General features: G+C 60.5%; 21 protein-coding genes. 19 read left to right on the top strand and 2 right to left on the bottom strand.

Annotation, left to right across the window (positions count from 1 at the left end):
- Positions 1-4 precede the first annotated feature (4 nt).
- Entirely contained in the window at positions 5-7564 is a 7560-nt protein-coding gene (locus GPL81_RS02690) for a type I polyketide synthase (protein ID WP_160105089.1), read from the bottom strand.
- A gap of 326 nt (positions 7565-7890) precedes the next feature.
- Here GPL81_RS02690 and GPL81_RS02695 point away from each other — a divergent pair, with 326 nt between their 5' ends.
- On the top strand, positions 7891-9456 hold the full coding sequence (locus tag GPL81_RS02695; protein WP_160105090.1) for a methyl-accepting chemotaxis protein: 1566 nt from the start codon (positions 7891-7893) through the stop codon (positions 9454-9456).
- A 196-nt stretch (positions 9457-9652) separates the two neighbouring features.
- Here the strand turns inward: GPL81_RS02695 and GPL81_RS02700 are convergent, their stop codons facing one another.
- The gene (locus GPL81_RS02700) at positions 9653-10330 is read right to left on the bottom strand and encodes an alpha/beta family hydrolase (protein ID WP_160105091.1); all 678 of its coding nucleotides are present in this window, start codon (positions 10328-10330) and stop codon (positions 9653-9655) included.
- Positions 10331-10421: 91 nt separating this feature from the next.
- On the opposite strand from GPL81_RS02700, the gene ccoN (GPL81_RS02705) reads away from it, so the two are divergent.
- The 18 genes from ccoN (GPL81_RS02705) to fnr all read left to right on the top strand — a co-directional run bounded on the left by ccoN (GPL81_RS02705) (position 10422) and on the right by fnr (position 26687).
- Positions 10422-11846: a cytochrome-c oxidase, cbb3-type subunit I gene (ccoN, locus tag GPL81_RS02705; RefSeq protein ID WP_160105092.1), complete on the top strand. Its 1425-nt coding sequence runs from the start codon at positions 10422-10424 to the stop codon at positions 11844-11846.
- A 10-nt stretch (positions 11847-11856) separates the two neighbouring features.
- On the top strand, positions 11857-12465 hold the full coding sequence (gene ccoO / locus GPL81_RS02710; protein ID WP_160105093.1) for a cytochrome-c oxidase, cbb3-type subunit II: 609 nt from the start codon (positions 11857-11859) through the stop codon (positions 12463-12465).
- Positions 12466-12468: 3 nt separating this feature from the next.
- Positions 12469-12666, top strand: a complete 198-nt coding sequence (locus GPL81_RS02715; RefSeq protein WP_160105094.1) for a cbb3-type cytochrome oxidase subunit 3 — start codon at positions 12469-12471, stop codon at positions 12664-12666.
- Positions 12663-13616: a cytochrome-c oxidase, cbb3-type subunit III gene (gene ccoP / locus GPL81_RS02720; RefSeq protein WP_160105095.1), complete on the top strand. Its 954-nt coding sequence runs from the start codon at positions 12663-12665 to the stop codon at positions 13614-13616. The genes GPL81_RS02715 and ccoP (GPL81_RS02720) overlap by 4 nt, the downstream gene beginning before the upstream one ends.
- A gap of 482 nt (positions 13617-14098) precedes the next feature.
- Positions 14099-15541 (top strand): cytochrome-c oxidase, cbb3-type subunit I, encoded by a 1443-nt coding sequence (gene ccoN / locus GPL81_RS02725; RefSeq protein WP_096512688.1) that lies wholly within the window; start codon positions 14099-14101, stop codon positions 15539-15541.
- A complete protein-coding gene (ccoO, locus tag GPL81_RS02730; RefSeq protein WP_010456412.1) occupies positions 15541-16149 on the top strand; it encodes a cytochrome-c oxidase, cbb3-type subunit II in 609 nt (202 codons plus the stop codon). The genes ccoN (GPL81_RS02725) and ccoO (GPL81_RS02730) overlap by 1 nt, the downstream gene beginning before the upstream one ends.
- A gap of 5 nt (positions 16150-16154) precedes the next feature.
- Positions 16155-16340, top strand: coding sequence for a CcoQ/FixQ family Cbb3-type cytochrome c oxidase assembly chaperone (locus GPL81_RS02735; RefSeq protein ID WP_003175465.1), 186 nt, complete (start codon positions 16155-16157; stop codon positions 16338-16340).
- Positions 16337-17320, top strand: a complete 984-nt coding sequence (ccoP, locus tag GPL81_RS02740; RefSeq protein WP_096512689.1) for a cytochrome-c oxidase, cbb3-type subunit III — start codon at positions 16337-16339, stop codon at positions 17318-17320. Before GPL81_RS02735 ends, ccoP (GPL81_RS02740) begins: the two co-directional genes overlap by 4 nt.
- Positions 17321-17453: 133 nt before the next feature.
- Positions 17454-17786, top strand: coding sequence for a hypothetical protein (locus GPL81_RS02745; protein ID WP_160105096.1), 333 nt, complete (start codon positions 17454-17456; stop codon positions 17784-17786).
- Between the two features lie 192 nt (positions 17787-17978).
- The gene (locus tag GPL81_RS02750; protein ID WP_178122560.1) at positions 17979-18233 is read left to right on the top strand and encodes a type II toxin-antitoxin system Phd/YefM family antitoxin; all 255 of its coding nucleotides are present in this window, start codon (positions 17979-17981) and stop codon (positions 18231-18233) included.
- On the top strand, positions 18233-18643 hold the full coding sequence (locus GPL81_RS02755) for a type II toxin-antitoxin system VapC family toxin (protein WP_160105098.1): 411 nt from the start codon (positions 18233-18235) through the stop codon (positions 18641-18643). The genes GPL81_RS02750 and GPL81_RS02755 overlap by 1 nt, the downstream gene beginning before the upstream one ends.
- A gap of 206 nt (positions 18644-18849) precedes the next feature.
- Complete coding sequence (gene ccoG / locus GPL81_RS02760) at positions 18850-20265, top strand: cytochrome c oxidase accessory protein CcoG (RefSeq protein ID WP_160105099.1); 1416 nt, start codon at positions 18850-18852, stop codon at positions 20263-20265.
- An 11-nt stretch (positions 20266-20276) separates the two neighbouring features.
- Positions 20277-20816 (top strand): FixH family protein, encoded by a 540-nt coding sequence (locus GPL81_RS02765; protein WP_160105100.1) that lies wholly within the window; start codon positions 20277-20279, stop codon positions 20814-20816.
- A 102-nt stretch (positions 20817-20918) separates the two neighbouring features.
- Positions 20919-23369, top strand: coding sequence for a heavy metal translocating P-type ATPase (locus GPL81_RS02770; protein WP_160105101.1), 2451 nt, complete (start codon positions 20919-20921; stop codon positions 23367-23369).
- 22 nt (positions 23370-23391) lie between these two features.
- The gene (ccoS, locus tag GPL81_RS02775) at positions 23392-23610 is read left to right on the top strand and encodes a cbb3-type cytochrome oxidase assembly protein CcoS (protein WP_059404569.1); all 219 of its coding nucleotides are present in this window, start codon (positions 23392-23394) and stop codon (positions 23608-23610) included.
- The gene (locus GPL81_RS02780; protein ID WP_160105102.1) at positions 23603-24286 is read left to right on the top strand and encodes a sulfite exporter TauE/SafE family protein; all 684 of its coding nucleotides are present in this window, start codon (positions 23603-23605) and stop codon (positions 24284-24286) included. The genes ccoS and GPL81_RS02780 overlap by 8 nt, the downstream gene beginning before the upstream one ends.
- 192 nt (positions 24287-24478) lie before the next feature.
- A complete protein-coding gene (gene hemN, locus GPL81_RS02785) occupies positions 24479-25861 on the top strand; it encodes an oxygen-independent coproporphyrinogen III oxidase (RefSeq protein WP_160105158.1) in 1383 nt (460 codons plus the stop codon).
- Between the two features lie 91 nt (positions 25862-25952).
- Positions 25953-26687, top strand: a complete 735-nt coding sequence (fnr, locus tag GPL81_RS02790; protein ID WP_096512695.1) for a fumarate/nitrate reduction transcriptional regulator Fnr — start codon at positions 25953-25955, stop codon at positions 26685-26687.
- Positions 26688-26759 lie beyond the last annotated feature (72 nt).

Consider the following 26759-nt stretch of genomic DNA (forward strand, 5'->3'; position numbering starts at 1 on the left):
CGGATCAATCAATCAAACGTGAGGGTTTTGAAACCTGGGTGTCGAGCCCATCGTTCATCGCAATATCGTCAGCGCTAATGTCGACCCCATGACGGGAAAGCGTATCGCTCGCCAGCGATTGCTGCGCATTTCCCGCATCCGGTTGCCCATCGCTCTCCTGATTACCGCGCAGGAGTTCAAGGATTCGAACGGTGATCTTATCGATGCTTGATGCTTCGCTCAGCGCCATGACCGGTAGACGAACACCGAATCGTTCCTCGACGGCCACTACCAACTCGACGCTCATCAGCGAGTCCAGGCCCAACTCTTGAAGCGGTCGCGTGACGTCCAGCTTGCTGGTTGGCAAACGCAGGATTTCGCTGATTTCCTGCTTGAGCATTTCACTGAACAGCTCGATCAGCTCGGGGTCATCCATTTCTGCCAGCAGTCGCTGGATATCGTCGACATCGCTTTCTTCGTCCTGCTCACCCCCGTGCAACCTGGCCAGTTCACTGAACTTGGGCGAACCGGCAGCCGGCAGGAATCGCGACAGTGCTTTCCAGTCCAGCTCCAGCACGCCCAGCCCCGAACGTCGTTGCAGCAGCAGGCGCTCGAGAGTCTGCAGGGCTGCTTGCGACTGCAAGGCAGCGCCACCCATGCGGCTTTGCAGGGCGTCTTTGATGTCCTGGTTGCGCGCCAGGAAACCTGCATCGTCAATGGCCCCCCAGAGTACGCTGGTGGCCGGCAGCCCCAACGCCAGGCGATGACGCGCCAGCGCTTCGAGCCAATGGTTGGCGGCGACGTAGTTGGCCTGACCCGGGTTGCCGAACAAGGTCGTGGCCGAAGAGAACAGCACGAAGAAGTCCAGCGGCAGATGCGCCGTCAATTCATGCAGGTATTGCGCGCCTTTGGCCTTGGGCTCCAGAACGCGTTGCAGTTGTTCGCGGGTCAGATTGCGGATCAAGCCGTCGTCGAACACCGTTGCCGCATGCACCACGCCACGTAATGGCCGGGCACTGGCTTCAATGCGCGTCATGACGGACGCCAACTGCGCCGCGTCGGTGATGTCGCAGGCCAGCGCCTGAACCTCGATGCCCTGCTCGCGCCACAATGTCAGCAGGGGTTGCGCTTCTTCAGTCGCGGCACCACGGCGACCGAGCAGAACCAGGTGACGGGCACCTTTCTCCACCAGCCATTGCGCACTGCGCAGACCGAAACCACTGAGCCCACCGGTGACCAGGTAGGTGGCGTTTGCCTCCAGCATCAACACCTGCGAGCGCGAGACCGATGCACTGACAGTCTCCCGGATTGGCGTGCGATACGTCACGACGATCTTGCCGATCTGCCTGGCCTGTTGCATGTAGCGGAACGCTTCAACGACTTCATTGGCATCGAAGGCGCGATAGGGCAATGGGGCCAGGATGCCTTCGCGGAACAATCCCATCATTTCGCTGAACAGCCGACGGGTCAGCTGCGGGCGTTCACTCATGAGCTGGTCGGCGTCGATGCCGAAATAGCTGATGTTATTGCGGAACGGTCGCAGGCCAATTTTGGTGTTCTGGTAAAAGTCGCGCTTGCCCAATTCGAGGAAACGACCAAACGGCTTGAGTACCCGCAGGTTACGATTGATCGCCTCCCCCGCCAGGGAATTGAGTACCACGTCCACGCCGCGGCCATCGGTGATCGCCAGGATGTCATCGGCGAACGCCAGCGAACGCGAGTCAAAGATATGCTCGACGCCCATCAGGCGCAGGAAATCGCGTTTCTCGTCGCTGCCGGCCGTGGCGTAGATTTCGGCACCGCACCATTTGGCAATCTGGATTGCGGCAATACCGACACCGCCCGCTGCGCCGTGAATCAGGATCTTCTCACCCGGCTCAAGCCGCGCCAGGTGATGCACGGCGTAATAAACCGTGAAGAACGTACTCGGAATGGTCGCCGCCGCCTCGAAAGACATGCCTTCAGGAATGCGCGCCACGGCGTTGGCGTTGGTGACCAAGCGATTGGCGAAGCTCGACGGACCAAAGCCGACGACACGATCGCCCGGCTGGAAATCGCCTTCAACCGACGAGCCCTTGCCACGCACCACACCGGCAAATTCGAAGCCCAGGGTCGGCCCCGAGAAACCGTTTTCGATCGCTTCATCCGACAGCAGACCCAACGCGTACATGACATCGCGGAAGTTCAGACCGGTGGCCTGAACCTCGATGTCCAGTTCATCGTCAGCCGGAACGAGCGGCGCTCGTGTTTCCCAGCGCAGATTGCGCAACTGCCCCGGCAAGTCGAAGCCGAGCCTGACCTGCGCCGGCGCATCCAGCGGCGTTGGAACTGGCAACTCATAGGGTTGGACCCGCAACCTTGCGACGTATCGATCGCCAGCCGCACTGACCACCAATTCGGTTTCTTCATCAGCGTTGAGCAATGCCGGCACCAGCGCCTCGACACCGGCCCCCGTCGCCAGATCGAGCAGACGGACACGACAGCCAACCACTTCATTCGCCAAGGTCCGGCCGAAACCCCACAAGGCCGCATCGGCAATACCTTGCACCGTCGTTTCCCCACGGGCGCCTTGTGGCAGCAGATGGACCGCGGCGCCTGAAGTCACCAGCCAGCAATCCGCAGCGACGCCGGCCGACTCACAGGCTTGCGTGATGTCTGCGGCGAGCATGCAGCGCTCAGCCTGCGCATCCAGCCCTTGGCGTGCCAACAACCCGGCCAGCATCACAATGTGTTGAGGCGCAACGGGGCGTTCACGCAGCTGTTGCGCCAGCACCGATGCCGAGCCCGGTGCAAGCACGGCAACCTCTTGGCCTTGCTCGCGCAACAGCGAAGCCAGTGCCTGGGTCAATGGTCCTTCCGGACCTTGCCCGTCGGCAATCAGCAACCAGCTCTGAGACGGATGCCCGGCGGCCGTCGCGAGGGGCTTTGCACAGTCCTCGGTGGCCACCAACAGATAGCTCCCGGACGCCGAGTCCGGAATGAACTCCAGAGGCTCGCAGACTTTCAGGCCATGACGTTGCAGTTCCTGTTGCCAGAATCCCGGTGCCTGTTGTACCGACAGGGCCTGTTGCCCCTGCGGAGCCAGCCACCAGGAAGACTCGGCGCCGAAGGTGAAATCAGCCCATCGCGCCGGGTGTTGTGCCAGCAGCAGCAACTCACCGTTCACGCACAACCGTGCGGCGCCATGCTGCAAGCCTTGGCTGATGGCGTCCAGCGATGCCAAGTCGGTGGCGGCGAGGACCAAATCGAAGCTATTCGCCGGCGTCGGTGCAATATGTTCAGACGCCTCCAGACTCCGTATCTGCAGATCCGGGAAGTCAGCCTGGAGCATCGACAGCGATTCAATGTTTTGCGCAACGTATTGATAATCGACCCGGTCGAAATCCAGGCCGACACACAGCTCCGCCGCCAGAGATGCACCCTCGAAACCGAGCTCAAGAATACGCAGGCGTTGCCCGTCCGGCAGAGCGTCCAATCGTTGGGCAATATGCTCTCGCAGGCCACTCAACAACGCGTGGTGACCGCTGGCACCGAGGACCATGCGGGTCAATACGGCGGGCGTGGTTTCCCGCGGTAGCAGTTGCGCCAGGTTCACCTGGCCACTGATCAGTTCCGCCAGGTGCATGCCGATCCGGCCGACCGAATGAATGATCTGGAAGTATTCGGGATAGCTGCTGAACAATTCCTGCCAGATGTCTTCCGCCCGGGCTCGTTCGCCCTGATCGACAAGCTGCCAGCGCTTGTCGCCGACCGCGACCAGGCTGCCATCTTCCTGCGCTTGCTTGAGCAGATGCTCAAGATAATGGCCTGCTTCCCGGTCGGCATGCTGCTGCATAGTCAGCTCGCCACCGAGCTTTCCGATGGTTTCCAGCAGGAAACTGCCACACAGACCGTCCAGCAACGGGTCGATTTCATCGGCATAACGGGCTTGCACGGGATCATCCGCGAGAGCGCAAAGGTGCTGCCGAAGTTGCGCCTCCAGCCGTGAAGCCGGCAATGGCACTGTGCGTTGACGGGCGGGATAGGGTTTGGCTACCCCGACAAAATCCACCAGCTTGATGTCGCCACTGCGATCCTTGTGCAGGCGTACACCACGGAAACGAGCGTCCTTGATGCAGATGACCGCGCGGCCATCAACGTCATACAGGGTGAAATCCGCCAGCAACGAATGCTCCGAGCGCCGCACCAGTTTCACCTGAGCCAGGCAAGGGGGCAGACTGCCAGCAGCAAAGGTGATGCGCCCCAGTTTCACCGGGATAAAGGCCAGGTCTTGACGACGACCGACGTCCTCACGCAGCAGTTGAGTGATCAACTGGAAAGCACTGTCCAGCAAAGCCGGGTGCACATTCAGCGTTGCGAGTTCAGTCTCGATCGGTGCCGGGATCGTCAACCGCGCCAACACTTGGTTGCCCTCGATCCAGCCCGCTTCGACCGCCTGATAAGCCGGACCGTAATTGAGCCCGACCGCACAGGTCAGCGCCAGGTGCTCTGCCGAGGTGAAGTCGGGATCGCGCGCAGGCAAAACCGGCGCGGTGCAAGCCAACAGCCCGCCCTGCGCTTCGCCCGGAAGCCTGGCAACCACATGCTGCACCCATGGTTCAGCCTGGGCTGTACTGCGCGACACAATGGAAACGCCGCCATCGGAGCTGTCGATCATCACGCGGACTTTTTTACTGAAATCCGCATGGAGCAAGAGCGGGCTGTGAATTTCCAGCTCTTCGATTTCTACAAATTCACCGGGTTGATACTGCAAGGCAGCGGCCAGCACGACTTCAGTGAAACCGGCTCCCGGGAACAACACCGAGTCGCCCACCCGGTGGTCGCCCAGTGACGGAAACAGTTGCGTATCGAGGCGATTGTCCCAAGTGAACTCATGCTCGGGCAGCGGGTAACCCAGCAGCGGATGGACGCGGTTACGGCTCAGGTTGCCGGAAGACTCGGGCGTGTCGACATGCCAGTGACGCTCGCGTTGCCAAGCGTAGTTGGGCAGTTGCACGAACCGGCCGGTGTGGGGAAACAGGCATTGCAGGTCGATGTCGACGCCGGCAATCAGCACCTTAGCCAGTGTGCGATCGATCAGCTGCGGGCTTTCTTCACCGCGCAGCACCGTCGGGATAACAACGCCTTCCAGCGCCTGGCTGGCCAGTGCATCGGCCACATAGGCACGCAGGATCGGGTGTGGCCCGACTTCCACGAAGACGTTGTAGCCCTGCCTGGCGAGCGCTTCACTCGCCGACTGGAACAACACCGGATACCGAATGTTTTTCCACCAGTATTCGGCGTCCAGATGCTCACCGGCCAGCACGTCACCGGCCACGGTCGAATACATCGGGATGCGGGCTGGCCCCGGGACGACATCGCTCAATACGTCGATGACTTGATCGGCAATCACCTCCATCGCCGGCGAGTGGAACGCATAATCGAGCGCCAGGCGACGGACGAACACCTGACGCTCGGTCAACGCCTGCTCCAGAATGTCCAGCGCGGGCACCGGACCGGCGACGGTTGCGCCTTTGAAGCTGTTCTCGCCAGCGACCACCAGCTCGCCGTCCAGGCCGAGCGTTCGCAACAGGCTCACCGTGTCGGCACCGGACAAACCTACCGCCGCCATCTTGCCGCAGCCCTTGGTCAAGCCTTGCAGGCGACTGCGATGGTAGATCACACGTGTGGCATCGCTCAGCGTCAGGGCACCGCATGCCCAGGCGGCAGCGACTTCACCGACGCTGTGACCAATGACGGCCACCGGCACCACGCCTTTTTCGGCCAGCATGCGGGTAACACCCACTTGCAATGCAAACAGCGCCGGTTGCGCGAATTCAGTCAGGTGATAACGGTCATCACCCTGCTCGCCCGCCAGTTCGCCAATCAATGAATAACCGGACAGCGGTTGGAAAATGGCGTCCACCTCGGCAACCGCCTGATGGAAAACCGGGTCGGACAGCAATGACTTGCCCATGCCCTGCCACTGCGATCCATTGCCGGAGAAGACGAACACCGGCCCTTTTGCCTCATCCAGGGCACGGCCACTTTCCAGCACCGTCGACAACGCCGGAACGCCCGGCTCAGTGGCAAAGTCCAGCAGTGCCTGTGCACTCTCCAGTGTTTGTGCGCCAAACACCACGACCCGTTGCGGGTGCAACTCGCGTCGAAAGATCGACTGGTAGGCCACGTCGTAAAGGTCCGTCGCCTCTGGCCCGGACAAGAATTGCGCGAGTTGTTCGGACTGAGCAGCAAGCGCTGCGCTGTCCTTGGCAGTGACCATCAGCGGCACCGACTGCCCTTGCCGGCTCGGCGTTTGCGGCACAGGTGGCGGACTTTCCAGGATGACGTGGGCGTTGGCCCCGCCAAAACCAAAGGAATTGACCCCGACCACCAGTTTTCCGTCGGCTTTGAGCGCCTGGGTTTCGGTGACCACACTGAGGTTGAGGTCTGCGAACGGAATGTTCGGATTGAGTTTCTTGATGCCGATGGTGGCCGGTACCTTGCGTTCGACCACGCAGTACAACGCCTTCATCAAACCGGCAACACCCGAGGCGGCTTCCAGGTGCCCGATGTTGCTTTTGATCGAACCGATCAGCAGTGGCTTATCCACAGGGCGCTGCTGCCCCAGTGCCTCACCGATGGCCCGGCTTTCGATCGGATCGCCCACTGGCGTGCCCGTACCGTGAGCTTCCAGGTAGTCGATGTCCGCCGCATCGATGCCGGCGACGTCATAGGCCTGCTTCATCAGGGCAATCTGCGCCGTCGCGCTCGGGACAGTCAGACTCGACTTTCGCCCATCTGTATTGGCCGCACTGCCGGCGACGACGGCCAGGATCTGGTTACCGTCCTGGATCGCTTTGTCGTAATCCTTCAGGTAGAACAGCCCCGCGCCTTCAGACCGGACATAGCCATCGGCGGATTCATCGAACACATGGCATTGCCCCGTGCGTGACAACATGGATGCCTTGGCAAAGATCAGGAAACCGAACGGGTGAAGATGCAGACTGACACCACCGGTAATCGCCTGCTCTATATCGCCGTTCTGAATGGCCTGGCAAGCCTGGTGAAAGGCGATCAGGGAAGAAGAGCACGCCGTGTCGATGGCCATGCTCGGACCTTGCAGGTCATAAAAGAAAGATAACCGGTTGGCCGCGATACTGAAGGTATTACCGGTAGCGGTTGCGCCATCGACCGTCGACATGTCATGCGCCAGGCGATACCCATAGTCGACACTGGCAATCCCCAGGTAAACACCGCAATCACTGCCACGCAGGCTCGACGGCTTGACGCCGGCGTTCTCGAACACTTCCCAGCCAAGCTCCAGCAACAGACGCTGCTGAGGGTCCATGACCGCCGCTTCACGAGGAGAAATATTGAAGAACCCGGCATCGAACGTCGAGATATCGCCCAGGGAACCGGCAGCAAACGTATAGGACGTCGCAGGGTTTGCCTTGTCCGGGTGCAGGAACTCGTCCTTGGACCAACGGGAAAAATCCGCTTGGGTAATAAAGCTCTGTCGATCCAGCAGGTGCGGCCAAAAAGTTGCAGTTGTAGAGCCTGGAAAACGGAACGACGTCCCTATAATTGCAACTTTCTTACGCATTACGACTAGCCCTTTTTATACCCGGCCCCTTTTGAAGAGGGCCGAACAACAATCAAATTCCATTAATGTAAATGCTGGTAAACCGGCGACACCCTGGGTGTTAATTACGTCTTCCTACCTGACCGAAGATAACGCCCTACGCAAAATAGCGGCGAATCATACGCGCCGAGTCCATCAAGGGGAACCTGAAAAGTTCAACTGCCGGGCAGGAAAATTCCTTCAGTTCACGCTCCCGTTTTGAGACATACGTCAGGCTTTCGAAAAAATACTCAACAAATACACGACGCGGCCGACAACCTTTGAAAGCCTTGCGGATTAAACATGCCATGCGTAACAACCAGCCAATTACACAACGCGAACGGACCTTCCCGGCTCAGCAACGGTTGATTTCCACCACCGATTCCAAGGGCATGATCACCTACTGCAACGATGCCTTCGTCGAGATCAGCGGGTTTTCTCGTGAGGAACTGATCCGTGCGCCGCATAACCTGGTGCGTCATCCCGACGTTCCGGCTGCGGTGTTCGCACATATGTGGGGCACACTGAAACAAGGCTTGCCATGGATGGGTATTGTCAAGAATCGCTGCAAGAGCGGTGATCATTACTGGGTTAACGCCTACGTGACGCCGGTCTTCGAAGGCAATCAGGTGATCGGTTACGAGTCGGTGCGGGTCAAACCCACCGCCGAACAGGTCCGCCGCGCCGAAGCGCTCTACCAACGCATCAACCAGGGCAAGTCGGCCGTTCCTGCTACCGATAAATGGCTGCCGATCCTTCAGGATTGGCTGCCGTTCATTCTGGTTAGCCAGTTGAGCTTCACTATCGGTGCCTCGCTCAACTCCCACTGGGGTTTCGCCCTGGCCGCCGGCCTTTCGGTGCCGCTGGGCCTGATGGGCCTGAGCTGGCAGCAACGCGGGATCAAGCGTCTGTTGCGACTGGCCGAGCAGACCACGTCCGACCCGTTGATCGCGCAGATGTACACCGACAGCCGCGGCGCCCAGGCGCGCCTGGAGATGTCGATTCTCAGTCAGGAAGCACGCCTGAAAACCTGCCTGACCCGCCTGCAGGACACCGCCGAGCACCTGACCGACCAAGCGAAGCAGTCCGATGCCTTGGCGCATAACAGCTCCAGCGGCCTGGAACGCCAACGGGTGGAGACCGAGCAAGTGGCCACTGCCGTCAACCAGATGGCTGCCACCACTCAGGAAGTCGCCAGTCATGTACAGCGCACGGCCGATGCGACGCAGGAAGCCAATCGCCTGACCGGCCGCGGTCGTGACATCGCCGGGGAAACCCGCGAAGCCATTCAGCGCCTGTCGGCCGCGGTCGGGGAAACCGGCCTGACCGTGACCCAACTGGCCAAGGACAGCAATGAGATTGGTGGCGTGGTCGACGTGATCAAGGGCATTGCCGACCAGACCAACCTGCTGGCGCTCAACGCCGCCATCGAAGCGGCCCGTGCCGGTGAAATGGGTCGTGGCTTTGCGGTGGTGGCGGATGAAGTCCGGCAACTGGCGCAACGCACCAGCGAATCCACCGGGCAGATTCATGCCCTGATCGCCAAACTGCAACAGACCGCAGGCACCGCGGTGCAAACCATGGAAGCCGGGCATCGCCAGGCCGAAGAGGGTGTGGCTCGGGTACTGGAAGCGGATCAGGCGCTGGTGGGGATCAGCGAAGCGGTGGCCAACATCACCGACATGACCACCCAGATCGCTGCTGCCACCGAAGAGCAAAGTGCCGTGGCCGAAGAAATCAGCCGCAACATTAGCAACATCTCGCACCTGGCCGACCAGACCTCGGAACAGGCGCAGAACTCGGCGCTACTGAGTGAAGAGCTGACCAAGACGGCCAATACTCAGTATTCGTTGGTGGAGCGGTTTAACCGCTGATTGATGCTGCGAATAAAAAAACCCGGACGGTGAAAGCCTCCGGGTTTTTTATTGCCACTCTGGAAGTGATGTTGCCTGTTAGGGCCTCATCGCGGGCAAGCCTTGCTCCCACAGGTCATGTGTTGTTCATGCGGGCACCGATCACCTGTGGGAGCAAGGCTTGCCCGCGATGGGGGCCTCACTGACACCGCAAACCTCACTGAAGAAATGCTGCCACCTTCCCCGCCGCAGCCGCCAAATGCTGCTCATGGCTAAACCCCGACGCCTTCAGCGGCTTCAAATCATGATCCCCCGCTACGAGCCAGAAAACTTCGATACTTGATGACAGATCGTACCCCTCGACCGCCTCACGATTGCCCAACGCATCCCGCTCCCCTTGCACGATCAACGTCCGCGTCTTCAACCCGGCCAAATGCTCGACCCGCGGCTTCTCCGGTTTGCCCACGGCATAAAACGGATAGCCCAGGCACACCAGCGCATCCGCGCCCAGCTCATCCGCGAGCAGACTGGCCATCCGCCCGCCCATGGACTTGCCGCCAATGGCCAGTGGCCCGGCGACATGGCGTCGCACCTGGGCATACACCTCACGCCAACACTCCATCAGCTTCGGCGCCGGATTGGGTGGACGCTTGCCGCCATCGACACGCCGTTGCGCCATGTACGCAAACTCGAAGCGCAGCACATTGATGCCAAGCGCCGCCAGGCGTGCGGCCATGTCGTTCATCCAGTCGCTGTCCATCGGCGCGCCGGCACCGTGGGCGAGGATCAGCGTGGCCGATGCCGGCGCGGCCGCGGCATTCCACAACCATCCATGTTGCTGCACGCACTGCGCCCATTGATCCCCGTCAATACCGGCCTTGTGCTGTTTGTCCATGCTTGCCTCGCTTTTAGTCTGCCTATAACTCCAGGCGAAGGGGACGTTGCCTTGCACGCGCCCGATTCGGCTGAACCGTGGATGGGGAACCATGAACACTTCTATCAGTACCGCCTACAACTACAAGGTGGTCCGCCAATTCGCCATTATGACGGTGGTGTGGGGCATCGTCGGCATGGGGCTCGGGGTTTTTCTCGCCGCCCAGTTGGTCTGGCCCGAACTCAACTTCAATTTGCCGTGGACCAGTTTCGGCCGTTTGCGCCCGCTGCACACCAACGCGGTGATCTTCGCCTTCGGCGGCTGCGCCCTGTTCGCCAGTTCGTTGTACTCGGTTCAGCGCACCTGCCAGACACAATTGTTTGCGCCGAAAATCGCCGCGTTCTGCTTCTGGGGCTGGCAGTTGGTGATCCTGCTGGCGGCTATCAGCCTGCCCTTGGGTTACACCAGTTCCAAGGAGTACGCCGAGCTGGAATGGCCGATCGACATCCTGATCACCATCGTCTGGGTCGCCTACGCCATCGTGTTCTTTGGCACGGTGATGAAGCGCAAGACCAAGCACATCTATGTGGGCAATTGGTTCTTCGGCGGGTTCATCATCACCGTCGCCATCCTGCACATCGTCAACAACCTTGAGTTGCCGGTGAGTTTCACCAAGTCCTACTCGCTGTATTCCGGTGCCACCGATGCGATGGTGCAATGGTGGTACGGCCACAACGCCGTGGGCTTTTTCCTCACCGCCGGCTTCCTCGGCATGATGTATTACTTCGTGCCGAAACAGGCAGAACGCCCGGTGTATTCCTATCGCCTGTCCATCGTGCACTTCTGGGCGCTGATCACCCTGTACATCTGGGCCGGCCCCCACCACCTTCACTACACCGCGCTGCCGGACTGGGCGCAGTCGCTGGGCATGGTGATGTCGCTGATCCTGCTGGCGCCGAGCTGGGGCGGCATGATCAACGGCATGATGACCCTGTCTGGCGCCTGGCATAAGTTGCGCAGCGACCCGATCCTGCGCTTCCTCGTGGTCTCCCTGGCGTTCTACGGCATGTCGACCTTCGAAGGGCCGATGATGGCGATCAAGACGGTCAACGCCCTCTCCCACTACACCGACTGGACCATCGGCCACGTACACGCCGGTGCGCTCGGCTGGGTGGCGATGATTTCCATCGGTGCGCTGTATCACATGATCCCGAAAGTCTTCGGACGCGAACAGATGCACAGCATCGGCCTGATCAACGCGCACTTCTGGCTCGCCACCATCGGCACCGTGTTGTACATCGCCTCGATGTGGGTCAACGGCATCGCCCAGGGCCTGATGTGGCGCGCGGTGAACGAGGACGGCACGCTGACCTACTCCTTCGTCGAAACCCTGGTGGCCAGCCACCCGGGCTTCGTTGTGCGACTGGTGGGCGGGGCGATCTTCCTCAGCGGCATGCTGCTGATGGCCTACAACACCTGGCGCACCGTGCGGGCCTCGCAGCCTGCCGCCGTCGCCGCTGCCGCGCAGATGGCTTGAGGAGTCCGCCATGAAACACGAAACAATTGAGAAAAACGTCGGCCTGCTGATGCTATTGATGGTGTTCGCCGTGAGCATCGGCGGCCTGACTCAGATCGTCCCGTTGTTCTTCCAGGACGTGACCAATAAACCGGTAGACGGCATGAAGCCCTACACCGCACTGCAGCTCGAAGGGCGCGACATCTATATCCGCGAAGGCTGCGTCGGTTGCCACTCGCAGATGATCCGCCCGTTTCGCGCCGAGACCGAACGCTATGGCCACTACTCGGTTGCCGGTGAAAGTGTCTGGGATCACCCGTTCCTGTGGGGTTCGAAACGTACCGGTCCGGACCTGGCCAGGGTCGGCGCGCGTTACTCGGATGACTGGCACCGTGCGCATTTGTACAACCCGCGCAACGTGGTGCCGGAATCGAAGATGCCTGCCTATCCATGGTTGGTAGCCAATCAACTCGACAGCAGCCACACCGAAACCAAGCTCAAGGCCATGCGCACCCTGGGCGTGCCGTACACCGACGACGACATCGCCGGAAGTGTCGAGTCACTCAAGGGCAAGTCTGAAATGGACGCACTGGTTGCTTATCTGCAAGTGCTCGGCACTGCCATCAAGAGCAAGAGGTGAACCATGGTCTTTGAACTTACAACTGGAATGATCCGCGGCCTGGGCACGGTCGTGGTGTTCGTCGCCTTCGTCGGCCTGACCCTGTGGGTGTTCAACGCCAAGCGCAGCCCGGAATTCGCCGAGGCGCGCCTGTTGCCGTTCGCCGATGAGCCACAACCCGATAACAGCCAAGAACCTGCCACAAGGAGTACCCGGCCATGACCACCTTCTGGAGTACGTGGATCTGCGTACTGACCATCGGCAGCCTGATCGGCCTGACCTGGTTGCTGATCGGCACCCGTCGGGGAGAAACCAAGGGCAGCGTGGACCAGACCATGGGCCACAGCTTCGATGGCATCGAGGAGTACGACAACCCGTTGCCGCAATGGTGGTTCATGTTGTTCGCCGGCACTCTGGTGTTTGCCGTCGGCTACCTGATCCTCTATCCGGGCCTGGGCAACTGGAAAGGTATCCTGCCCGGCTACGACAACGGCTGGACCGGCGTGCACGAATGGGAAAAGGAGATGGACAAGGCTGACGCGAAGTTCGGACCGATCTTCGCCAAATTCGCCGCCATGCCGCTGGAAGAAGTGGCCAAGGACCCACAAGCGCTGAAAATGGGTGGTCGTTTGTTCGCCTCCAACTGCTCGGTGTGCCACGGCTCGGATGCCAAGGGTGCGTTCGGTTTCCCCAATCTGACCGACAGTGACTGGCGCTGGGGCGGCGACGCACAAACCATCAAGACCACCATCATGGGCGGGCGCATGGCGGCGATGCCGGCCTGGGGTGAAATCCTTGGCGAGGCCGGCGTGAAAAACGTGGCGGCTTATGTGCGTCATGGGCTGGCTGGCCTGCCGCTGCCGGCCGATGACACCGCCGACCTGCAAGCCGGGCAGCAAGTGTTCAGTACCACCTGTACAGCCTGTCACGGGGCAAACGGCCAGGGCACCGAAGCCATGGGGGCGCCGAATCTGACACACCCGACCGCGTTCATCTACGGTTCGAGCCTGGCCCAGCTGCAACAGACCATTCGCCATGGTCGTCAGGGGCACATGCCGGCACAGAGCGAGCTGCTGGGTAACGATAAGGTGCAACTGCTGGCCGCGTATGTGTACAGCCTGTCCCACGGATTGAATACCGAACGGTTGCAGGCCGAAGGCAAAAGCCAGTAATCGCTGACCGCTCTATTGCCGCATTCTCCTGAATGCGGCAGTTCCCTTCTCCTTTGCGACTCATTGTCGCACCCTCGAATAGTCCGCCTTTCGAATCCTCTGATTCGGGTCTACGCTTTCCCCGAAGCGGACTGGCCGGTGCCGGTTCCAGGTCGACCCTGAAGGACGTGTTCGACGAATCTGCCCGATGACAGGCCGCAAAGGCTGGTAGATACCGGCTGTCGCGCCAATTGCCTTCGGTCACCCAATCGTTGCTTTTGAACACACCCCGTTACATCCGACCTGACCCCTTTGCCTGATCAGTCTTCCGGGACGTTTTTCCGGTGGCCAATTTTGTCCCTACGCGGCGCATGGAAAGGCCGCAGAATCAGCATTTGAAAGCATTGACCCAGGTCATGGCGCGTTGCAATGACCCCCCGCTTTCTACATACTTGCGGCCGATTTTTAATCCTAATAAAACACCCAAACCGTGGAACCTTAGAATGAGCACAGCAATCAGTCCGACTGCTTATAACTATAAGGTAGTCCGCCAGTTCGCCATCATGACGGTGGTCTGGGGGATCCTTGGCATGGGGCTCGGTGTCTTCATCGCCTCTCAACTGGTCTGGCCGGAATTGAACTTCGGTCTGCCCTGGACGAGCTTTGGACGCCTGCGCCCGTTGCACACAAACCTGGTGATTTTCGCCTTCGGTGGATGTGCACTGTTTGCCACTTCCTATTACGTCGTGCAGCGAACCTGCCAAACGCGACTGATTTCCGACAGTCTCGCGGCCTTCACCTTCTGGGGTTGGCAAGCGGTGATCGTCGGCGCCATCGTTACCTTGCCGCTGGGTTACACCACCACCAAGGAATACGCTGAGCTGGAATGGCCCCTGGCTATTCTGCTGGCCATTGTCTGGGTCACCTACGGTCTGGTGTTCTTCGGCACCATCACCAAGCGCAAGACCAAGCACATCTATGTGGGCAACTGGTTCTACGGCGCCTTCATCGTCGTGACTGCCATGCTGCACATCGTCAACCACGCGTCCCTGCCGGTCAGCTTCTTCAAGTCCTACTCGGCCTACTCGGGTGCGACCGACGCGATGATCCAGTGGTGGTACGGCCACAACGCCGTAGGCTTCTTCCTGACCACCGGTTTCCTGGGGATGATGTACTACTTCGTGCCGAAACAGGCCGAGCGTCCTATCTACTCCTATCGCCTGTCCATCGTGCACTTCTGGGCGCTGATCACCCTGTACATCTGGGCCGGTCCGCACCACCTGCACTACACCGCGCTGCCGGACTGGGCCCAGTCCCTGGGCATGGCGATGTCGATCATCCTGCTGGCCCCGAGCTGGGGCGGCATGATCAACGGCATGATGACCCTGTCGGGTGCCTGGCATAAGCTGCGCACCGACCCGATCCTGCGCTTCCTGGTGGTGTCGCTGGCGTTCTACGGCATGTCGACCTTCGAAGGCCCGATGATGGCGATCAAGACCGTCAACTCGCTCTCGCACTACACCGACTGGACCATCGGCCACGTACACGCCGGTGCCCTGGGCTGGGTAGCGATGATCTCGATCGGCGCGATCTACCACATGATCCCGAAACTGTTCGGTCGCGCGCAGATGCACAGCATCGGCCTGATCAACACGCACTTCTGGCTGGCAACCATCGGTACCGTTCTGTACATCGCTTCGATGTGGGTCAACGGCATTACCCAAGGCCTGATGTGGCGTGCAATCAACGATGACGGCACCCTCACCTACTCGTTCGTCGAAGCGCTGCAAGCCAGCCATCCTGGTTTCATCGTTCGCGCCCTGGGTGGTGCGTTCTTTGCCACCGGCATGCTGTTCATGGCCTACAACGTATTCCGCACCGTACGCGCCTCGAACCCGGCAGAAGCTGAAGCCGCCGAACAGATCGTTGTAGTTGGAGCTCACTGATGAAGCATGAAGCAGTCGAGAAGAATATTGGCCTGCTGGCCTTCTTCATGGTTATCGCCGTCAGCGTCGGCGGCCTGACCCAGATCGTTCCGCTGTTTTTCCAGGACGTCACCAACAAGCCGGTCGAAGGCATGAAGCCTCGCACCGCCCTTGAACTGGAAGGCCGCGACATCTACATCGCCAACGGTTGTGTCGGCTGCCACTCGCAGATGATCCGCCCGTTCCGTGCTGAAACCGAACGTTACGGTCACTACTCGGTTGCCGGTGAAAGCGTCTGGGACCACCCTTTCCTGTGGGGCTCCAAGCGTACCGGTCCGGACCTGGCCCGTGTCGGCGGTCGTTACTCCGATGACTGGCAGCGTGCGCACTTGTACAACCCGCGCAACGTCGTGCCCGAGTCGAAAATGCCGGCCTACCCGTTCCTCGTGGAAAACAAGCTCGACGGCAAAGACACCGCGAAGAAAATGGAAGTCTTGCGCACGCTCGGCGTCCCTTACACCGACGAAGACATCGCCGGCGCCAAGGATGCTGTGAAGGGCAAAACCGAAATGGACGCGCTGGTGGCCTATCTGCAAGGCCTGGGCACCATCATCAAAAGCAAACGGTGATCTAGATGGATATCGGGATGATTCGTGGCCTGGGCACTGTCGTTGTGATGGTGGCCTTCATCGGTCTGGCGTTGTGGGTATTCAGCCCCAAGCGCAAGTCGGAGTTTGAAGACGCGACCTTGCTGCCTTTCGCGGATGATCCCGAAGCCATCAAGCACGTCGAGCAAGCTTCTAGGAGTAACAAAGAATGACTACATTCTGGAGTCTGTACGTCACAGTCCTCAGTCTCGGTACGATCTTTTCCCTGACCTGGCTGCTGCTGTCGACCCGCAAGGGCCAGCGCACCGAGGCCACCGAAGAGACGGTTGGGCACTCCTTCGACGGGATCGAGGAGTACGACAACCCGCTGCCGAAATGGTGGTTCATGCTGTTCGTGGGCACCATCATTTTCGCCCTGGGCTACCTGGTGCTGTACCCGGGCCTGGGCAACTGGAAAGGCCTGCTGCCGGGTTACAACTACCTGGATAACGAAAAGCAGACCGCGTTCGCCAACGGCCAGACCGGCTGGACCGGCGTTCACGAGTGGGAAAAGGAAATGGCTCGGTCGGACGCCAAGTTCGGCCCGATCTTCGCCAAGTTCGCTTCCATGCCGATCGAAGAAGTCGCGAAAGACCCGCAAGCCCTGAAGATGGGCGGCCGCCTGTTCGCCTCCAACTGCTCGGTCTGCCACGGTTCCGACGCCAAAGGCGCCTATGGCTTCCCTAACCTGACCGACGCCGACTGGCGCTGGGGCGGCGAGCCGGAAACCATCAAGACCACCATCATGGGCGGCCGTCACGCGGTCATGCCGGCGTGGGCTGAAGTGATCGGCGAGCAAGGCGTTGCGGACGTTGCCGCGTTCGTACTGACCAACCTCGATGGCCGCAAGCTACCGGAAGGCGCCAAGGCCGACCCGGTTGCCGGGCAGAAACTGTTCGCCGCCAACTGCGTGGCTTGCCACGGTCCGGAAGGCAAAGGCACCCCGGCGATGGGCGCACCTAACCTGACTCACCCGGCTGCGTTCATCTACGGTTCGAGCTTCGCTCAACTGCAGCAGACCATCCGTTACGGCCGTCAGGGCCAGATGCCCGCGCAAGAGCAAATGCAGGGCAACGACAAGGTTCACCTGCTGGCCGCTTATGTTTACAGCTTGTCTCACGGTGAGAAGGCTGTGGCGGAAAACGCCCAGTAAGGTAAACACTTGAAGCAACAAAAAACGGCCCCGCCAATGTGAATTGGCGGGGCCGTTTTGTTTGGGGCCAGATATACACCTGGTTAATAAACTGAAACCAAAGTTCGATGGTTCGACAGTCCGGTCAACAGTAATGTTGACCCACCTGATGACCAACCGGCAGGTTCTGCAGGCAGATCACTCAGGGACACGGAAGTCACTTATCGATAAACAAGGAACTCATCAAATGTCTGAGCAAAACAACATCGATCCCCATGTTTGCAATGCCGGTGTACCCGAAGCGACTGCTGAGGTCGCTCCAGCCGCGGATATCCGGCCAGGAGATACCGATGACGCACCATTGAAAGCCGGTGAAGCCGCGGAAAACTCGACGCGACGCGCCTCGTTTGCCGCTCCCGATCCCGCTACGGATAAAAAGCGCACCTCCGGTGGGCTGGACAGCCTGGGGAAAGGTCGCCTGCCTTAGGCCACTTCGACCAAACGCAGCGGCAAGCCGCTGCGTTCTCATGTTTGCAGTCCACTCCCATCTCAAAATTTTCTTGAATGAACAGCAATCCTCAAACAAAGACCGGTGATCGAGTACTCACCTTCGAATGTTGCAGGCCCTCAAAGCAGGTAGTAACGTTGCTACAAAAGAACGTACAGGAGGTCACTGATGATGGCCATCACCACCATTTCCAGCCGCGAATTCAACCAGGACACAAGTGGTGCCAAAAAAGCCACGCGCCAGGGGCCGGTTTTCATTACCGACCGAGGCAAACCGGCCCATGTACTGCTAAGCATTGAGGATTACCAAAAACTGACCGGCATCAACGCCGACATCGTCGACCTGCTGGTAATGCCAGAAGCGACAGACATCGAGTTCGAAACCGAACGCGCCGTGATCACTCATCGCCCCGTGGATTTGTCCTGATGTATCTACTCGACACCAACGTAATTTCCGAACTGCGCAAACCCCAGGCTGACAGGAACGTCGTCACCTGGGCCAAAAGCATCATCGCTCCCCGTATGTTTATCTCAGCCATTACCCTGAAAGAACTGGAGACAGGGGTCCTGCGCATGGAGCGCCGCGATCCCGCACAGGGAAAAGTATTGCGCACCTGGCTTAAACGCCACGTCATACCGGCTTTCGATGCCCGGATCCTGCCGATCGATACCGCCGTGGCCCTTCGGTGTGCAAGTTTGCACGTTCCGGATCGCACCAACGAAGCAGATGCCTTGATTGCAGCGACTGCTTTGGTTCATGGTCTGACTGTCGTCACCCGCAACGTCGGCGACTTTCAATCCAGCGGAGTTCAGTTGATCAACCCATGGGCTGATTGAGTCCTGACCTTCGTAAAACCGGCCATAATTCACAAGTCAATTGATACAGGTCATTACACGGTCAGTTGATTTCCACCAACGTGACCAAAGGTCGCACCCTTGAGCTAGAGCGACAGGCGTATCATTGAGCCACTGCAACACCCCTTTTTGACCCCGGTCGGCACGTACTGACCGAGGCATTTTTCCACTGCCGTGGGATGCAACCGATGAGCAACCAGATTCCGGTACACGACGTTACCCCGCCCGCCAAAAACGCGAACAACAGCGTCGACCTCTATGCCTCCCGGGAAAAGATCTACACCCGCGCCTTCACCGGCCTGTTTCGCAATCTGCGCATGGCGGGTGGTGCCGTGTTGTTCCTGCTTTATTTCGGTACGGTCTGGCTGAACTGGGGCGGTCACCAGGCCGTCTGGTGGAACCTGCCGGAGCGTAAATTCTTCATCTTCGGCGCAACCTTCTGGCCCCAGGATTTCATCCTCCTGTCCGGCATGCTGATCATCGCCGCGTTCGGTCTGTTCTTCATCACGGTGTACGCAGGCCGGGTGTGGTGCGGCTATACCTGCCCGCAAAGCGTCTGGACCTGGATTTTCATGTGGTGTGAAAAGGTCACCGAAGGCGACCGCAACCAGCGCATCAAGCTCGACAAGGCGCCGATGAGCGCCAACAAATTCCTGCGCAAGTTCAGCAAGCACGCCATGTGGCTGTTGATCGGCTTCGTGACCGGCATGACCTTCGTCGGCTACTTCTCGCCGATCCGTGAATTGACCATCGATTTCTTCACCGGCGAGGCCGATGGCTGGTCATATTTCTGGGTCGGCTTCTTCACCCTCGCCACCTACGGCAACGCCGGCTGGCTGCGCGAACAGGTGTGCATCTACATGTGCCCGTATGCGCGTTTCCAGAGCGTAATGTTCGACAAGGACACCCTGATCGTGTCCTACGACCCACGCCGTGGCGAAGGCCGTGGCCCGCGTAAAAAAGGTATCGACTACAAGGCCCAGGGCCTGGGTGACTGCATCGACTGCACCATGTGCGTCCAGGTCTGCCCGACCGGCATCGACATCCGTGACGGCCTGCAAATCGAATGCATCGGCTGCGCCGCCTGCATCGATGCCTGCGACGCGATCATGGACAAGATGGAGTATCCGCGCGGTCTGATCAGCTACACCACCGAGCACAACCTGTCCGGGCAGAAAACCCATAAACTGCGCCCGCGCCTGATCGGCTATGCCGTGGTGCTGCTGGCCATGATCAGCCTGTTGGTGACCGCCTTCTTCATGCGCTCGCTGGTGGGTTTCGACGTCAGCAAGGACCGCGTGCTGTACCGCGAAAACGCCGAAGGGCGGATCGAAAACGTCTACAGCCTGAAGATCATGAACAAGGATCAGCGCGACCACACCTATGTACTTGAAGCCACCGGCCTGCCGGATCTCAAGCTGCAAGGCCGGCGCGAGATCAAGGTTGTGGCCGGCGATATCGTCAGCCAGCCGGCCGAACTGTCCGTGGCTCCGGAACACCTGCCATCGAGCACCAACGAGGTGAAATTCATCCTCAAGGATGCCGATGACGCCAGCATTCACGTTGAAGCCAAGAGCCGATTCATCGGCCCACAAAATCGTTGAGAGAAGTGATCATGCCCGCAGCAAACGCCGCAAGTCCCTGGTACAAGCACCTCTGGCCATGGATCATCATCGGGATTCTGGCCTGCTCGGTGACCCTGACCTTGTCCATGGTGACCATTGCGGTGAACCACCCGGACAACCTGGTCAATGACAACTACTACGAGGCAGGCAAAGGCATCAACCGTTCCCTGGATCGTGAACTGCTGGCACAGACCCTGCTGATGCGCGCCAGCGTTCACCTGGATGACGTCACCGGTGAAGTCGACCTGCGCCTGAGTGGCAACAGCCAGCCAAAGACCCTTGAACTAAACCTGATCTCGCCGACTCAACCGGAAAAGGACCGCAAGATCGTCCTGACCCGTAGCGAAACCGAACAGGGGCGCTACATCGGCCAGTTGAGCGACAAGATCGAAGGCCGTCGCTTTATCGAATTGCTGGGTAGCCAGGACGACCACATATGGCGCATGTTCGAAGAAGAACTGGTCAGCCATGACAAGGACCTGCTGCTCGGTGATGAGCCGTTGCAGGGGGCGGAAGACCTGAAGAAATAAACGTCGCGCTTCGCTGGCAAGCCAGCTCCTACAGGAACGCACGTACTCTTGTAGGAGCTGGCTTGCCAGCGATGAGGCCCATCCAGACGCCATAGATTACCCATGACCATTTCGCTCTCCTGCTACCACTGCGCCCTGCCCGTCCCCGCCGGCAGCCGTTTCACCGCGGCGGTCCTGGGGCAAACCCGCGAGTTCTGCTGCCCGGGTTGCCAGGCCGTGGCCGAAGCGATTGTCGCCGGGGGACTGGAAAGCTATTACCAACATCGCAGCGAAGCGTCGGCCAACCCCGAGGCGCTGCCGGTGCAATTGGTGGATGAACTGGCACTGTATGACCGCGCCGACGTGCAGCAACCTTTCGTCCGCCATGAAGGCGAGCTGGCCGAAACCACGCTGTTGATGGAAGGCATCAGTTGTGCCGCCTGCGGCTGGTTGATCGAGAAACACTTGCGCGCCTTGCCCGCTGTGGCCGAGGCCCGCCTGAACCTGTCGAACCATCGACTGCATGTGCGCTGGGCCGACGCGCAACTGCCGCTCAGTCAGGTGCTCGCAGAGCTGCGCCACATCGGCTACGCCGCTCACCCTTATCAAGCCGACCGCGCCAGTGAACAACTGGCCAGCGAGAACCGTCTGGCCCTGCGCCAGCTCGGCGTCGCCGGCCTGCTGTGGTTCCAGGCAATGATGGCGACCATGGCCACCTGGCCGGAATTCAACATCGACCTCAGCCCTGAACTGCACGCCATCTTGCGCTGGGTGGCGCTGTTTCTCACCACCCCGATCGTGTTCTACAGCTGTGCACCGTTCTTCAAGGGCGCCATGCGCGACCTGCGCACCCGCCACCTGACCATGGACGTCTCGGTGTCGCTGGCCATTGGCAGCGCCTACATCGCCGGGATCTGGACGTCGATCACCGGCGTTGGCGAACTGTATTTCGATGCGGTCGGCATGTTTGCGCTGTTCCTGCTGGCCGGGCGCTATCTCGAACGCCGCGCCCGGGAACGCACGGCTGCCGCCACCGCACAGCTTGTCAACCTGTTGCCGGCCTCGTGCCTGCGCCTGGGCACCGACGGCCAGAGCGAGCGTATCCTGCTGACCGAACTGCAGGTGGGTGACCAGGTGCTGGTGCATCCGGGCGCGATCCTTCCGGCCGATGGCAGGATTCTCGACGGTCAGTCGAGCATCGACGAATCGCTGCTGACCGGCGAATACCTGCCGCAACCCCGTACACCTGGCGACGCCGTCACCGCCGGCACCCTGAATGTCGAAGGCGCCTTGACCGTGCAAGTCCAAGCGCTCGGCCAGGACACTCGGCTCTCCGCCATCGTCCGCCTGCTGGATCGCGCTCAGGCCGAAAAACCACGGCTGGCGGAAATCGCCGACCGCGCCGCGCAATGGTTCCTGTTGCTGACGCTGATCGCGTCCGCCTGTATTGGCCTGCTGTGGTGGGAACTGGATTCATCGCGAGCGTTCTGGATTGTGCTGGCGATGCTGGTTGCGACCTGCCCCTGCGCCCTCTCCCTGGCAACGCCGACCGCCCTCACGGCGGCCACCGGCACCCTGCACAAACTCGGCTTGCTGCTGACCCGCGGCCATGTGCTCGAAGGCCTGAACCAGATCGATACGGTGATTTTCGACAAAACCGGCACACTGACCGAAGGGCGCCTGGCGCTGCGCTCGATCCGCCCCCTCGGCGCCCTCGACCGCGATCAGTGCCTGAGCCTGGCCGCCGCTTTGGAAAACCGCTCCGAACATCCGATTGCCCGTGCCTTCGGTCGCGCACCACTGGCCGCCGAAGAGGTGCACAGTTTTCCGGGCCTGGGCCTTGAAGGACGGGTTGGCGAGCAGCGTCTGCGTATCGGCCAGCCCGGTTTTGTCTGCGAACTGAGCGGTGCCGCCGTCCCCTCGATGCCGGATGAAGCCGGACAATGGCTGCTGCTTGGCGATCAACAGAGACCACTGGCCTGGTTCGTGCTCGACGACCGCTTGCGTGACGATGCCCCGGCCCTGCTGGCGGCCTGCAAGGCCCGCGGCTGGCGCACCTTGCTGCTGTCCGGCGACAGCTCGCCGATGGTTGCCAGTGTCGCTGCCGAACTCGGTATCGACGAGGCTCGGGGAGGATTGCGCCCAGACGACAAGTTGCAGGTTCTGCAGCAGCTGCATCAACAAGGGCGCAAGGTGCTGATGCTGGGGGACGGCGTCAACGATGTACCGGTGCTGGCCGCCGCCGACATCAGCGTGGCCATGGGCTCGGCCACCGATCTGGCAAAAACCAGCGCCGACGCGGTGCTGCTGTCCAATCGCCTCGACGCGCTGGTACAAGCCTTCAGCCTGGCTCGGCGCACCCGTCGGGTAATCATCGAGAACCTGCTGTGGGCGGCGCTGTACAATGGCCTCATGTTGCCGTTCGCCGCCCTCGGCTGGATCACGCCGGTGTGGGCCGCGGTCGGCATGTCCATCAGTTCGTTGACCGTGGTGCTCAATGCCCTGCGCCTGACCCGCCTGCCCGGCGCGCCGGTTGCCGCCACCACGCCAGAAACCCGCCCGTTGCCGGCGTGAGCCGCGCGGGCATGGAGTCCAGATGCCAGCTCTCTATGTGATGATCCCGGCCGCGCTGCTGATCGTGGCCATCGCTATCTACATCTTCTTCTGGGCGGTCGACAGCGGTCAGTACGACGATCTGGACGGCCCGGCCCATAGCATCCTGTTCGACGATCAGGACCCGAACCACACCGCGGCCGTCGACGAGGCCAGCGGCCATCCGGCCAAACCCGACGACAAGGCCCCGCCCCATGCTTGAATTGGCGCCATTGCTGGTGTCTGCGGTGATTCTCGGCCTGCTCGGTGGCGGGCACTGCCTGGGCATGTGCGGCGGCTTGATGGGCGCGCTGACCTTGGCGATTCCCAAGGAACAACGCAGTCGTCGCTTTCGCCTGCTGCTGGCCTACAACCTCGGGCGAATCCTCAGCTATGCCGCCGCCGGCCTGCTGATCGGTCTCGCTGGCTGGGCGGTGGCCAATAGCCCGGCGGCGCTGTTCATGCGCGTGCTCGCCGGATTGCTATTGATCGCCATGGGCCTGTACCTGGCAGGTTGGTGGAGTGGCCTGACGCGTATCGAAAGCCTGGGTCGCGGCCTATGGCGGCATATCCAGCCAGTGGCCAACAAACTGCTGCCGGTGTCGAGTATCCCCCGCGCACTATTGCTGGGCTCGCTTTGGGGCTGGCTACCCTGCGGCCTGGTTTACAGCACGCTGTTATGGTCGGCCAGCCAGGGCAATGCGCTGGACAGCGCACTGCTGATGCTGGCATTCGGCATCGGCACCTGGCCGGTCCTGCTTGCCACCGGGCTGGCAGCGGAGCGGGTGACGGCGCTGTTGCGCAAGCGCAGCGTGCGCATGACCGGTGGGTTGCTGGTGATGGTGTTCGGTATCTGGACCTTGCCGGGACCGCACCAGCATTGGCTCATGGGGCATTAGATCGGCGGTGTCTTCTTCGCGAGCAGGCTCGCACACATTTGGAATGCGCTCCCCCTGTGGGAGCGAGCCTGCTCGCGAAGAGGCCCGCACAAACAACACAAATACCGACCCTTGATGCAAATCAAGATCCCCAAATGTCACCCCCCCTAGACTGGCCAGCACCGCCAGCCCAATCCGGGGGATGCCCGCATGATGCTCGACGCCATTCGTTGGGATACCGATCTGATCCGCCGTTATGACCTGGCGGGACCGCGCTACACCTCCTACCCGACCGCCGTGCAATTCAATGGGCAGGTCGGCACCTTCGATCTGTTTCACGCCCTGCGCGAGAGCCGCAAGGCCCTGCGCCCGTTGTCGCTGTATGTGCACGTGCCGTTCTGCGCGAACATTTGCTACTACTGCGCCTGCAACAAAGTCATCACCAAGGATCGCGGCCGCGCCCTGCCCTACCTGCAACGCCTGGAACACGAAATCCAGCTGATCGCCTGTCACCTCGACCCCGCGCAAAAGGTCGAGCAACTGCACTTCGGCGGCGGCACACCGACCTTTCTCAGCCACGACGAGTTGCGTCAGCTGATGGCGCACCTGCGCAAGCATTTCAATTTGTTGGACGACGATTCCGGCGATTACGGTATCGAAATCGACCCCCGTGAAGCCGATTGGTCGACCATGGGCCTGTTGCGCGAGCTGGGGTTCAATCGGGTCAGCATCGGCCTGCAGGATCTCGACCCCGCCGTACAACGCGCGGTCAATCGCCTGCAAAGCCTGGAGGAAACCCGCGCGGTGATCGACGCCGCCCGCACCCTGCAATTCCGTTCGATCAACATCGACCTGATCTACGGCTTGCCGAGACAAACCCCGGACAACTTCGCCCGCACCGTCGAAGAGGTCATCCGCCTGCAACCGGACCGGCTCTCGGTATTCAACTACGCGCACCTGCCAGAACGCTTCATGCCGCAACGGCGGATCGACGGTGATGAATTGCCAACACCGGCGCAGAAACTGGAAATGCTGCAACGCACCATCGAGCAACTGACCGCCGCCGGTTACCGCTACATCGGCATGGATCACTTCGCCCTGCCCGACGATGAGCTGGCGATTGCCCAGGAGGAATCGACCCTGCAACGCAACTTTCAGGGTTACACCACCCACGGGCATTGCGATCTGATCGGGTTGGGCGTATCGGCGATCAGCCAGATCGGCGACTTGTATTGCCAGAACAGCAGTGACTTGAACGAGTATCAGAACAGCTTGGCCTCTGCACAATTGGCCACCCGTCGCGGCTTGTCGTGCAACGGCGATGACCGAATCCGGCGTGCGGTCATTCAGCAATTGATCTGCAATTTCAGCCTGGAATTCGCCCAGATCGAACACGCCTTCAACATCGATTTTCAAGGCTATTTCGGCGAACTTTGGCCGCAATTGCAACGCATGGCCAAGGACGGCCTGATTGAGCTGGAGCGCGAAAGAATCAGCGTGCTGCCGGCCGGGCGCTTGCTGGTGCGCTCGGTGTGCATGGTGTTCGATGCGTACCTGGAACAACACAGCCACCAACGGTTTTCACGGGTGATCTAACGGTGCGACAAATCCGCCATGCGCTGGTCTCAACGTCCTCCAGTGGGTTACCCTTACATCTTATGTGTGTTTTCCCACAAGGATTGAAGAAATGTCCGAGCCAGTAAAACTGCGCACTCATAACCAGGCCCATTGCAAGGATTGCAGCCTGGCCCCGCTGTGTTTGCCGCTTTCGCTGAATCTGGAAGACATGGACGCGCTGGACGACATCGTCAAACGTGGCCGCCCGCTGAAAAAGGGAGAGTTTCTGTTCCGTCAGGGTGACACGTTCGACTCCGTTTACGCGGTACGCTCCGGCGCACTCAAGACCTTCAACCTGAGCGATGCCGGCGAAGAACAGCTCACCGGTTTCCATCTGCCAAGCGAACTGGTCGGGTTGTCGGGCATGGACACCGAAAAACATCCGGTGTCGGCACAAGCGCTGGAAACCACGTCGGTGTGTGAAATCCCCTTCGAACGCCTCGACGAACTGGCCCTGCAATTGCCGCAGCTGCGCCGTCAGTTGATGCGGGTGATGAGCCGTGAGATTCGTGACGATCAACAGATGATGTTGTTGCTGTCGAAAAAAACGGCCGACGAGCGCATCGCCACTTTCCTGGTTAACCTGTCGGCACGTTTCCGCGCCCGGGGTTTCTCGGCCAATCAATTCCGCCTGAGCATGTCGCGCAACGAAATCGGCAACTACCTGGGTCTGGCGGTGGAAACCGTGTCGCGGGTGTTCACGCGCTTCCAGCAGAACGAACTGATTGCCGCCGAAGGCAAGGAAATCCGCATCCTTGACCCGATCCAGCTGTGTGCGCTGGCCGGCGGTTCCATCGAAGGCTGATTCAAGCGATTGCGGCTGAGCGAAACGGTTCAGCCGCCGTTATAATGCGTCGTTTGCAGCCCTGCCAGGACA

The sequence above is a fragment of the Pseudomonas izuensis genome (assembly GCF_009861505.1).
Taxonomy (GTDB): domain Bacteria; phylum Pseudomonadota; class Gammaproteobacteria; order Pseudomonadales; family Pseudomonadaceae; genus Aquipseudomonas; species Aquipseudomonas izuensis.